Source organism: Streptomyces siamensis, assembly GCF_039543605.1.
Taxonomy (GTDB): Bacteria; Actinomycetota; Actinomycetes; order Streptomycetales; family Streptomycetaceae; genus Streptomyces; species Streptomyces siamensis.
The window spans coordinates 82,765-94,015 of record NZ_BAABKB010000032.1 but is presented as its reverse complement, the minus strand read 5'-3'; the positions used below and the strand labels follow the sequence as shown (position 1 = coordinate 94,015).

Annotated in this window: 9 protein-coding genes; 4 read left to right on the top strand and 5 right to left on the bottom strand. The window is 72.4% G+C overall.

Annotated features, from left to right (window positions below; all coding sequences use genetic code 11):
- The first annotated feature begins 91 nt into the window (after window positions 1–91).
- Entirely contained in the window at window positions 92–1,432 is a 1,341-nt protein-coding gene (locus tag ABEB03_RS34025) for an amidase (RefSeq protein WP_345656702.1), read from the top strand.
- Between the two features lie 148 nt (window positions 1,433–1,580).
- Here the strand turns inward: ABEB03_RS34025 and ABEB03_RS34020 are convergent, their stop codons facing one another.
- Together ABEB03_RS34020 and ABEB03_RS34015 are read right to left on the bottom strand one after the other, a co-directional pair.
- On the bottom strand, window positions 1,581–2,063 hold the full coding sequence (locus ABEB03_RS34020) for a GNAT family N-acetyltransferase (RefSeq protein ID WP_345656700.1): 483 nt from the start codon (window positions 2,061–2,063) through the stop codon (window positions 1,581–1,583).
- A gap of 58 nt (window positions 2,064–2,121) precedes the next feature.
- Window positions 2,122–2,295 carry a hypothetical protein gene (locus tag ABEB03_RS34015; RefSeq protein ID WP_179332661.1) on the bottom strand — a complete coding sequence of 58 codons (174 nt, stop codon included), beginning with the start codon at window positions 2,293–2,295 and terminating at the stop codon, window positions 2,122–2,124.
- 507 nt (window positions 2,296–2,802) lie between these two features.
- Here ABEB03_RS34015 and ABEB03_RS34010 point away from each other — a divergent pair.
- The 3 genes from ABEB03_RS34010 to ABEB03_RS34000 all read left to right on the top strand — a co-directional run bounded on the left by ABEB03_RS34010 (window position 2,803) and on the right by ABEB03_RS34000 (window position 5,733).
- The gene (locus ABEB03_RS34010) at window positions 2,803–3,363 is read left to right on the top strand and encodes an HD domain-containing protein (protein WP_345656699.1); all 561 of its coding nucleotides are present in this window, start codon (window positions 2,803–2,805) and stop codon (window positions 3,361–3,363) included.
- A 25-nt stretch (window positions 3,364–3,388) separates the two neighbouring features.
- A complete protein-coding gene (locus tag ABEB03_RS34005; protein ID WP_345656698.1) occupies window positions 3,389–4,219 on the top strand; it encodes an SDR family oxidoreductase in 831 nt (276 codons plus the stop codon).
- Window positions 4,220–4,428: 209 nt separating this feature from the next.
- A complete protein-coding gene (locus ABEB03_RS34000; RefSeq protein ID WP_345656697.1) occupies window positions 4,429–5,733 on the top strand; it encodes an MFS transporter in 1,305 nt (434 codons plus the stop codon).
- On the opposite strand, the gene ABEB03_RS33995 is transcribed toward ABEB03_RS34000, so the two are convergent.
- The 3 genes from ABEB03_RS33995 to ABEB03_RS33985 form a co-directional block, all read right to left on the bottom strand.
- Entirely contained in the window at window positions 5,712–7,226 is a 1,515-nt protein-coding gene (locus tag ABEB03_RS33995) for an SDR family NAD(P)-dependent oxidoreductase (protein ID WP_345656696.1), read from the bottom strand. The genes ABEB03_RS34000 and ABEB03_RS33995 overlap by 22 nt on opposite strands.
- 103 nt (window positions 7,227–7,329) lie before the next feature.
- The gene (locus ABEB03_RS33990) at window positions 7,330–8,658 is read right to left on the bottom strand and encodes a wax ester/triacylglycerol synthase family O-acyltransferase (RefSeq protein ID WP_345656695.1); all 1,329 of its coding nucleotides are present in this window, start codon (window positions 8,656–8,658) and stop codon (window positions 7,330–7,332) included.
- 199 nt (window positions 8,659–8,857) lie between these two features.
- Window positions 8,858–11,188 carry a GH92 family glycosyl hydrolase gene (locus tag ABEB03_RS33985; RefSeq protein WP_345656694.1) on the bottom strand — a complete coding sequence of 777 codons (2,331 nt, stop codon included), beginning with the start codon at window positions 11,186–11,188 and terminating at the stop codon, window positions 8,858–8,860.
- Window positions 11,189–11,251: the final 63 nt, after the last annotated feature.

The following is an 11,251-nucleotide window of genomic DNA, read 5'->3' as shown; positions in this document are numbered from 1 at the left end:
GCGCGCGAGTTCGGCCGAGCGTTCGCGCACGAGCAACAAGAAGCGCGCACGCACACCACGAGACGCACACGTACGAGCCCTAGGAGCGCCCGTGACCACCTGGGTCGGCCGGACCGCCGCCGAGATCGCCGCAGCCGTTCGCGAGAAGCGGGTCACGCCCCGCGAGGTGGTGGCCGAGCACCTCGCGCGGATCGAACGCCTCGACGGCGGGATCGGCGCGTTCCGCACCGTCCGGGCCGGGTCCGCCCTCGCCGAGGCCGAGGCGCTGGCCGCGCGGGACCTCGACCGACTTCCCCTCGCGGGCGTGCCGGTGGCGGTCAAGGACAACCTCGCGGTGCGGGGCGAGTCGAACCGCAACGGCTCCGCCGCGACCCCGGACACTCCCGCGGCCCACGACCATGTGACGGTGGCCCGGCTGCGCGCGGCGGGCGCCGTGGTCGTGGGCCTGACGAACGTGCCCGAACTCTGCGTCTTCGGCACCACGGACGGTGTGCACGGCATCGCCCGCAACCCGTGGGACACCGCGCGCACGGCGGGTGGCTCGTCGGGCGGCAGCGCCGCAGCGGTCGCCGCCGGGATGGTGCCGATCGCCCTCGGCAACGACGGCATGGGCTCGCTGCGCATCCCGGCCGCCCACTGCGGTCTCGTCGGCCTGAAGCCGGGCCACGGGGTGATCCCGGCGGACATCGGTCACGGCGACTGGTTCGGCATGTCGGAGAACGGCCCGCTGGCGACGACGGTGGAGGACGCGCGGCTGATGTTCTCGGTCCTCGCCGACGGCGGGGCGGCGGACCCCGGGGAGACCACCGCCCGGAAGGTCGCCCTCTCCGTGCGCAGTCCCCTGGCCGGAATGCGCGTCACCCGGCCGTATACGACCGCGGCCCGGCAGGCCGCGGAGGCGCTGGCCGGTGCGGGCCACCGGGTGCGGGCCGCCGAGCCTCCCTATCCCCTGTGGCTGGGCACGACCTCGCTCGCCCACTGGACGGCGGGCACCGCCGTGGACGCCGAGGACCTCGACCCGCGCCGGCTCACCCGGCGCACCCGCGTGCACGCCGCCGTGGGACGCCGCTTCGTCGCCGGGGTGCGCACCAGCGGGCGCCGCGAGGAACTGCGCCGGCGCCTGGAGCCGTTCTTCGAGGAGCACGACGTCCTGCTCACACCGGCGCTCGCCCGGCGCGGTCCGGCCGCCGCGGCCTGGCACGAGCGGGGCTGGCTGCGCAATCTGCTCGCCAACAGCGCCTGTTCGCCGATGACTCCGCCGTGGAACCTGACCGGCTGGCCGGCGATGTCGGTGCCCTTCGGCACGCTGCCGGGCGGCGCTCCGTGCGCGGTGCAGCTCGTGGGCCGCCCCGGCTCCGAGGCCCTGCTCCTCGATCTGGCGGGCCGGCTGGAACAGGCGCGACCGTGGCGACGGACCGCGCCCGTGGAGTAGTACGGACGCGGGCGCTTCCCGCGGCGCGGACGACCCCGGGGCCTGTCCGACCGGACAGGCCCCGGATGTCTCGGTACACACGAACAGGCCCCAGAGGTCCCTGTGCATACGGAACGGTCCCGGAGAATCCGGCACATGAAGAGGGGCCCTAGAGATCCCGGTACATGATGTGCAGCCCCACCAGTCCGAACCGGGCGTGCTCGTACGCGTCCGGCACCGTCCCGAGGATCCGGAAGCCGAGCGAAGTCCACAGTCCGACCGCGGGGTTGGTCTCCACGACGGCGTTGAAGACCATGCCCCGATAGCCGTCGGACCTGGCCTCGGCCAGGATGTGCTCGGCGAGCGCGCGGCCGATGCCGCGTCCGGAGTGGTCCGGGTCGACCATGAAACCGGCGTTCGCGATCCGGGCGGCGGGGCCGCCGTAATTGGGGGCGACGTAGGCCGATCCGACCACGGTCCCGGAGTCGTCCTCGGCGACGAACACACGCTTGCCCGGCCCCGCCCACAGGACGCGGGCCGCCTCCTCGGAGGTGTCCGGGTCCCAGGCGTAGGTCTCGCGGGCGGCGACGATACGGTGCCAGAAAGGCCAGATGCTCGCCCAGTCGTCGGCCGCGGCTTCTCTGATCAGCATGGGCGTGAGTCTGGCACGCCCATGCCGACGATGATCGCGACGTGCCTCCCGCGGAGCGTCAGTCGACGCTGGGCAGGATGTGCGGCTCGGCGAGGTCGTCCTCGTACCCCGCGAGGCGGATCGGGGCGGACCTGGCCCACACGTCCAGGCTGCCGAGCTTCTTCTCGGTCCCACGGCCCGTGCGCTCCGTCTGTTCCTTGGGGCGCTGATCGCGATTCTTCTCCGGTGTCACCGCGCACTCCTTATGTGTCGGGTCACCCTCGGGACGTCACCACCGTCGCTCCGGTCGCCTGACGCCCGCTCGGGTCTGAGTCGAAGGCAGTGAGAGGACGCGGTGGCGCCGGTAACTCGTGTGAGAGCAGGCCGTGGTGACCGGCTTGTCCCGGGACGGACCGTGGGTGTGGGTGGAACACCAGAAGGGCTGTCCGTCCGATACAGGTTAACCAAATGAGCGGGCGGCCGCTCGATGGGGCCGAAAACAAAACGTTACTGTCACAAGTCGCGAGGCGCCCATCAGGCCCAGATCTGCGGCGATTTGAAACATGATGCCCTCTTCGCCACCACCCATTTGGCTCAATTCCGACCATCGAGGGGCGACTCGGGAACCGACGGCCGACGGGACCGGCATCGGGGCCGCTTCCGAACACGGGCGCGCAGTTCAGGTCCCGTTGGCCGAAACGCAAGGCGGCCATGATCTGCTGACGCACGGCAACGGCTTTTCTCGCGGGAGGACTGACGCATGGAACTGCGCAGCGTCGAGGAGCTGATGGATCTGCTGCACGCCTGCCGGGGCGCCTGGGACAGCCCGGACCGCAGCGGCGACCCCGTCGATCTGCATGATCACGCACTTCAGACCGCCGCGCTGCTGCGGCGCGGCCATCCCAGTGACAAGGAGCTCCAGGTGGCCGGCCTGGTCCACGACATCGGGCACCTGCTCAGGCCCGGGGACGACGCCGGGCACGCCGGCCACGCCGCCGACGCGGTCCGTCCCCTGCTCGGCGAGCGGGTCTCCCGTCTGGTCCGCCTGCACGTGACGGCCAAGCGTTACCTCGCCGCCACGTCACCGGGCCGGGCGCTGTCCCCGCAGAGCGCGCTGACGCCGACCCGCCAGGGCGGACCGATGACACCGCGGGAGGCGGCCGCGTTCGAGCACGATCCGCTGGCCGAGGACGCGGTGACGCTGGGGCAGGCCGACGACGCGGGCAAGGTGGTCGGCCTGGACGCCGGGGTCATGGAGGACTGGCGCACGGTGCTGGAGCTGGTCGCCGCACAGCATGCGCGGCTCGGGGCTGTCGACTGACGGTCCGTCATGAGACGGTACGCGGATGACTCCGACGTCTCCGCACGGGTTCGAGGGCCGGGTCGCCATCGTCACGGGCGCCTCGCGCGGAATCGGTCTCGCCGTCGCCGAGGCGCTCGCCGGGGCGGGGGCCCGGGTGTGCGTCACCGCGCGGGACGCGGACGCGGTGCACCGGGCCGCGCAGCGGGTGGGCGGCATCGGGCTGGCGGGCTCGGTCGCCGATCCCGGACACCTGCGGGAGCTGACCGATCGCACGCTCGCGGAGTTCGGACGCATCGACGTCGTGGTGAACAATGCGGCGACCAATCAGCCCTACGGCCCCCTGATGGACGCCGACCCGGACCGCTGGCGCGCGGCGTTCACCGTGAACGTGGAGGCACCGCTGCGTCTGGTGCAGCACGCCTGGCGGGCATGGATGGGCGAGCACGGCGGCGCGGTCGTCAACGTCTGCACGGAGGGTGCCGGCCATGTCGGCCCCCGGGTGGGCGCGTACGGCACCAGCAAGGCCGCCCTGCTGCACCTGACCCGCCAGCTCGCGGGCGAGCTGGCGCCGAAGGTCCGGGTCAACTCCGTCTCCCCCGGACTCGTCCGCACCGAGATGGCCCGCTTCGTGTGGGAGGGCGCCGAGGAGGAACTGGGGGCCGGACTTCCGCTCGGCCGACTGGGACTGCCCGAGGACATCGCCCGCGCGGTGGTCTGGCTGGCCTCGGACGCGGCCGAGTGGATCACCGGGGCGGATCTGCTCGTCGACGGCGGAACCCGCGTCCGGGCCGCGCACGGCCCGGGCGGGGCGGGGCGGGCCGTCCAGGACCGTCTGCGGACCCGCACCCCCGACTCCGGGCCCGGCGCCGACTAGCCGGGACCGCACACGCGCGGCACCGGCGAACCGGGGCCGAACCCGGGGGCACACACCGAACGACGCCCACCGACCCCGCGCGGCGGGGGACGCCGGACGACACGGGACACCGGCCGAGCAACCGCTTGTCGCCATCCTCTTGCTCTTGCAAGTAATATGCAACAAGCTGGTCCGGTCCTTACCGCCCGAACAGGTCGCGGAGCCACGCCATGCCCTCACTGCTGCCCGAAGCCGGCCCCCAACGCGTCATCGTCGCCTCGAACTTGGTGTACACCGTCGGCAGCGGCCTCTATCTGACCGCCGGAGTCCTGTACTTCACCGAGGAGGTGCGTCTGCCGGCCGGCCAGGTGGGGCTGGGCCTCGGCATCGCGGGGGTCGTCTCGCTCGTCCTGGGCATCGCCGTCGGCCATCTCGCGGACCGACGCGGCGCCCGCGGCGTCTACGCGGCCACCCTGACCGTCCAGGCGCTGGCCACGGCCGGCTTCGTGCTGGTGGACGGCTTCTGGTCCTTCGTGCTCGCCGTCGGCGCCGCCACGGGTGCGAAGGCCGCCGGGATCGCCGCACGCAGTCCCCTCATCCGGCACTACGGCGGAAGCCGCCCGCAGGCCTTCCGGGCCCATCTGCGGGCCGTGACCAACATCGGCATCTCCCTGGGCGCGCTCCTCGCGGGCTGGGCCGTGCAGGTGGGCACGCACACCGCGTACCAGCTGCTCGTGCTCGGCAACGCGATCTCGCTGGCCGCCGCCGCGGCGATCCTGGTGCCCCTGCCGCCGGTCGCTCCCCGGCCGAGGCCGGGCGGCCCCCGCCGGCTCGCGCTGCGCGACCGCCCCTATCTGCTGCTCACCGCACTGGACGGCGTCATGGCCATCCAGTTCAAGGTACTGACCGTGGCCGTCCCGCTGTGGCTGGTCACGGCCACCACCGCCCCGCGCTGGCTGATGTCGGGCACCATGCTCGTCAACACCGCCCTCGTCATCGTGTTCCAGGTGGTGGCGAGCCGCAGCGTCGACTCCCCCACCGCCGGGGGGCGCGCCTACCGCCGCTCCGGCGTGGCCTTTCTGGCCTCGTGCTCCCTGATCTCCCTGTCCGCGGGCCTGCCCGCCGGGGCGGCGGCGACCCTGCTGCTGACCGCCGTCGTGGTGCACACGATCGGTGAGCTGTGGCACGCCGCCGGAGGCTTCGAGGTGTCCTTCTCCCTCGCACCGGAACACGCCACCGGCCAGTACCTGGGCGTGTTCGGTCTGGGGGCGGGGCTCGCCGAGGCCGTGGGGCCCGGTCTGCTCATCGCCCTGTGCATCACCTGGGGCCGGCCCGGCTGGTACGTGGTCGGCGCCCTGTTCACGGTGACGGGACTCGTGGCGCCCGTCGCTGTGCGCCGGGCGCTGCGGGCCGGAGCCCGGGAACCCGAGGGAGTACCCCGTCCGGCTCCCGGGACGTACGGCGTGTCACACGGCGGTCCGGAAGGCCGCGCCCCGGAACTCCCTGCCCGCGCTCACCACTTGCCCGGCTCGTAGTCCTTCATGAAGACGCCGAAGAGGTCCTCGCCGTGCTCGCCGCGGACGATGGGGTCGTAGACGCGGGCCGCGCCGTCGACGAGGTCGAGCGGGGCGTGGAATCCGGCCTCGGCGAGGCGCAGCTTGTCGTAGTGCGGACGCTCGTCGGTGATCCAGCCGGTGTCGACGGAGGTCATGAGGATGCCGTCGGTCTGGAACATCTCCTGGGCGCTGGTCCGCGTGACCATGTTCATGGCCGCCTTCGCGGCGTTGGTGTTGGGGTGCCCGGCACCCTTGTAGCCGCGGCCGAAGACGCCTTCCATCGCCGAGACGTTGACGACGTAGGAACGGCCGCTGGCGGCCTTCTTCGCGGCGTCCGCCATCGCCGGGCGCAGAGCGCTGATCAGGATGAACGGCGACGTGTAGTTGCACAGCTGGGTCTCCAGCAGTTCGACCGGCGAGATCTGGTCGATGGTCTGCACCCAGGTGTTGGTGTCGACGACGTCGGGGACGAGGCCGCCGGCGTCGATGGCGGTGCCGTCGAGGTGCCGGGCGACGCTGGCGTTGCCCGCGACGAGCGCGAGGTCGGCGACCTTCTGCGCGTCCAGTCCGCTGCTGCCGAGGGGCAGTGCGGCGATGCCGTCGACGGCGCCGGACCCGAAGGCGCCGATGACGTGGTGGGCGGGGAGCTCCCCGGCGGGCAGCGGGGCGCTCTCGCCGTCGACCAGGGCCGCGTACGCGGAGGGCAGGCGGCGCACGGTCTGCGTCGCGTTGTTGATCAGGATGTCGAGCGGACCCGCCTCGGTGACCTGCTCGGCGAGTGCGACGGCCTGCGCCGGGTCGCGCAGGTCTATGCCGACGACCTCCAGCCGGTGGATCCAGTCCGCCGAGTCGTCCATGGCCTTGAAGCGGCGGATGGCGTCCTTGGGGAAGCGGGTCGTGATCGTGGTGTGGGCACCGTCACGCAGCAGCCGCAGCGCGATGTACATGCCGATCTTGGCGCGGCCGCCGGTGAGCAGGGCGCGCTTGCCCGTGAGGTCGGCGCGGGCGTCGCGCTTGGCGCGGTTCGTCCGGGCGCAGTCGGGACAGAGCTGGTGGTAGAAGTAGTCGACCTCGACGTAGCGGGCCTTGCAGGTGTAGCAGGACCGGGGGCGCTGGAGTATCCCGGCGACCTGGCCCGCCCCGGTGACCGACGACGGCAGGATGCCCTCGGTCTCGTCGTCGATGCGCTGGGCGGAACCGGTCGCGGTGGCCTCGGTGACCGCCTTGTCGTGGGCGGTCTTGGCGGCCCGGCGCTCCTGACGGCGGCGCTGCTTCACCGTGCGGTAGATGCCGGCGGTGGCCCGGCGCACGGTGACGGCGTCGGGGTGGTCGACCTCCAGCTTGTCGAGCTCGTCGAGCACGCTGAGGCAGACGGCCAGCCGCTCCGGGTCGATACCGGGGCCGTACGAGAACCCCGCCGCCTCTGCCGTGTCCACGGCGGGGGTCGCCTGGCCGTCCTCTGTCACCGTCATCGCCTTGGCCGTTCCTCGGGTCCGTGCGCCGCGTTCGAACCGCGCTCGCTGTCGAAGGCGGAATTTTACGGAGCAATCGCGCGCGGCACCAAACCCGTGGTGATCAGGAACGGCAGGCGGTGATCAGGGTCTCCACCTCCTCGGACAGCGCACGCGCCAGCAGCCCCAGGTCGGGCACGGCTTTCGCGTCGGCGACGAGTCCGTAGTGAACTCGGCCACGGTAGGTCGAGACGGCCACCGCCAGCGCCTGCCCGCGGGCGAGCGGGGCGAAGGGGTAGACCTCGGCGAGCGGGCAGCCGCCGAGCTTCAGGCCGAGGCTGGGCAGCGGCACGCTCGTGACGAGGATGTCGAAGAGCAGCCGGGCCGCCTGTCCGACGACGGGCCCGCCGAGCCGGTGCCCGAGCGGCGGCACGTGGTCGGCCAGCAGCGCGACCGCGCCCGCTCCCCGGTTGGGCCCCGCGTCCTTGTTGCGGTCCATGGCCGTGCGCACCGCGCGCAGCCGTCCGAGCGGGTCGGGGTCGTCGACGGGAAGCCGTATCAAGTAACCGGAGAGCCGGTTGCCCTGTGGGTGCGCGGTGCGCGGTCTACGCCGGGAGACGGGAATCAGGGCGCGCGGGGCGACTCCCTCGCTGCCGTCGCCGCGCTCGTCCAGCCAGCAGCGCAGGGCGCCGGCGACGACGGCGATCAGGACGTCGTTGACCGTGCCGCCGACGGTCTTGCGGACGCGGTGCACGTCGTCGAGGTCGAGGACCACGCCCGCGGTGCGGCGGGTCCCGGTGGGCTCGGAGGTGAGCGCGGGCGAGGACCGCACGTCCAGGGTGGCGCGGGCGACCGAGGTGCCGATGTCGAGGGCACGGCCCACGTCGGTGAGGGTGCCGCGGAGCAGGCCGGGCAGCTTGCGGACGTCGGGGAGGAGTCCCCGGGGGGCCTCCGCGGGGCGCGGGCGGGGCTCCGGCATGTCCATCGGGTCCATGATCGCGGCGGCGAGCATCAGCGCCCTGAGGCCGTCGGCGAGCGCATGGTGGAACTTGAAGAGGACGGCGAAGGAGATACCGTCCGCGCCGGGCAGGACGTGCGCCTCCCACGGCGGACGGCCGCGCTCCAGCGGACGCTCCATGAGCCGGCCCGCGGCGGCCTGGAAGTCGTCCGTCGGTGCGTGCAGCCGGACGTGGTCGAGCGGTTCGAAGTCGGGGGCGGCTTCGCGGGTCGCGCTGCCGAAGGCGAGCGGGGCCAGCGGCTGCCACACGTCGCGGATGCGCATGCGCAGCCCGGGCACCGCGGCGGCGCGGGCCGCGAGCAGGTCCGCGGCGTGCGCGCCCGCGGTGGGCGAGTGGGCGGTGAAGACGCCCAGGGCACCCAGATGCATGGGGTGCTCGGCGGACTCGATGTTCCAGAACGCCAGGTCGAGTGGTGCCAGCGGATCTGAAGTCAAAGGTTTGCTCTCGCGTCGACGACGGGGGTGGAGACAAGCAGTCAAACCCCGACAGGCGATTACGGTCAAGTACGATCAAGCTACGCACAGTTAACAGCAGATTAAGTCCCGCCCCAAGAGTGAGGGGCGGGACATTTGCGCGACTACTGAGTCGCGTGGGACTCGTGGGGCGCGACCGGTGTTCCCGGCGCGGCGGCGGTCAGTGCAGGGCGGGCGGCGCGGCTCCGTCGGACGTCCCCCACTCGGACGGCTCGGCCCCCACCGTGAAGGAGAGCGCGCGCGAGTCCCGCAGGGTGTCGGTGGTCAGGTACGTCCGGTCGTAGGGTGTCCCGTCGACCCGGGCCGACCGGATGTACCGGTCACCGTCCGAGGTGCCCGGCGCCGTGACGGTCAGGGCGCCGCGCGGGTAGTAGCGCCGGTCGAGGGTCAGGTCCACCCGCTCGAACACGGGGGTCGACAGGCCCCAGGTGTCGTAGCCGGGCTGGACCGGGAAGACACCGATGGACGAGAGCACGTTCCAGGCGGACATCGTGCCCAGATCGTCGTTCCCGGTCATGCCCGTCGGCCCGTCCGTGAACAAGGTCAGGGCCGCGTGCACCACGTCGGTCGTCTTCCACGGCTGCCCGGTCGACAGATACGTGTACGGGGCGATGAGGTCGGGCTCGTTCTGCGGGTTGTACTTGTCCGCGTTGTAGTAGTCGTACGGGCCGTTGACCCACACCTCCCGGGCGGTCTTCGCCGGGTCCTTCAGCAGCTGGTCGTACGCGAAGAACGAGTCGAGCCGGTCGTTCGCCGCCTGTTTGCCGCCGATCAGCCCGACCATGCCCGGCAGGTCCTGCGGCACGAGCCACTGGTACTGCCAGGACGTACCCTCGTGGAAGCCCTCGCTCAGCGCGGGGTCTGCCGGTCCGGTGAAGGCGCCCGAGGCGTCCCGTGCGCGGAAGAAGCCGGTCGAACCGTCGTGGATCCTGCGGTAGTTCTGGGCCCGCGCGGCATAGCGGGCGGCGTCCGCGTCGTGGCCGAGGTCGCGTGCCATCGCCCCGAGCATCGCGTCCGACAGGGCGTATTCGAGCGTCGCGGAGGCGCCGTGGTCGTAGTCCGAGTCGCCGGGCTTCACGTGCGGGCGGTCCTTGACGTAGGGCACGAAGCCGTTCGCGACGTACTCCTTGTTCGCCTCGCGTCCCACGGCGGGCGAGTCGGCGGGCGGCACCCCGTCGGCGTTCTTCCTCAGGGCCCGGTAGGCCCGCTCCTCGTACCCCTTGAGCAGGCCCTGCTGGTAGGCGTTGGTGAGGAACGGGGTGACGGGGTCGCCGGTCATGATGTTCGTCTCGACCGTGCCGTACCCCCACTTGGGCAGCCAGCCGCTCTCCTCGTCGATCTTGATGACGGAGATCGCCATGTCCCGTGCCTCGCGCGGCGCCAGCAGGGACAGCAGCTGCGACTGGGTGCGGTAGGTGTCCCAGAGCGACCAGTTCTGGTAGTAGGTGAAGCCCTGGGCGCGGTGGATCTTCTGGTCCCAGCCGGTGTAGCGGCCGTCGGCGTCGCTGCCGACGTTGGGGGCCAGGAAGGAGCGGTAGAGCGACGAGTAGAAGGTCCGGCGCAGGGAGTCCGCGCCGCCCCGGACCCGTACGTCGTCGAGCCGGTCCTCCCACGCGCGGTGGGCGCCCGCGCGGACGGCGTCGAACGAACGGCCGCCCTCGGAGCGGAGGTTGACCGCGGCGCCGTGCGCGTCCACGTACGACAGCGCGGTGGTCGCCTCGACCGTACGGTCCTTCGTGGTGTCGAAGCGGACGAAGGCGCCGGCGCGTCCGGCGCCGGTCGTGTTCCTGGAGCCCTCGGTGACGGTGTCGCCGTTCCAGGTGCCGGAGGTCGTGAAGGGCCGGTCGAAGCGGGTGATCGTGTACACGGTGTAGGGCCGGGTGTCCTGGCAGAAGCCGCTGCCGGTGATCGCCGTGCGCACCGTGCGGTCGTCGAGGATCTCGACCTGGGTGGAGAGCGTCCTGTGCAGCGACTGGCCCGTGTTCAGCAGGACGTTGGCCTTGTCCGTGGCCGGGAAGGTGTAGCGCTGTACGCCGGTGCGCGCGGTCGCGGTCAGCTCGGCGTCGATGCCCGTCTTCAGGCCGACGCGGTAGTAGCCGGGTTCGGCCTGCTCGCTCTCGTGGCCGAACTCCGCCTGGTACTGCGCGTAGTCCGTCCGCGTGACGTCGCCCGTGGTCGGCAGTACGGGCAGATCGCCGCCGAGGCCGCATCCGACACCGGAGAGATGGACGAGGGAGAAGCCGCGGATGTGGTTCTGCGAGTAGTCGTAGCCGGTGTTGTGGCCGGTGTCCGGCGAGAACTGCACCATGCCGAAGGGCACGGCGGCGCCGGGGTAGGTGTTGCCCTCGTTCTCGGTGCCGATGAACGGGTTGACCAGATCGGTGAGGCGGCCGTCGCTCGGTTCGGCGGCCTGTGCGGTGGGCAGGGCGAACAGCGCGGACGCTGCCACCAGCCCGGCCGTGCACAGGCGCAGGCGCCGGGTCCATCTCATGCGGGAGACCTCCGGTGGGTCGACATCGTTGTCCTCACGTTCGGGGTGGCCGGCGGGCCTGCC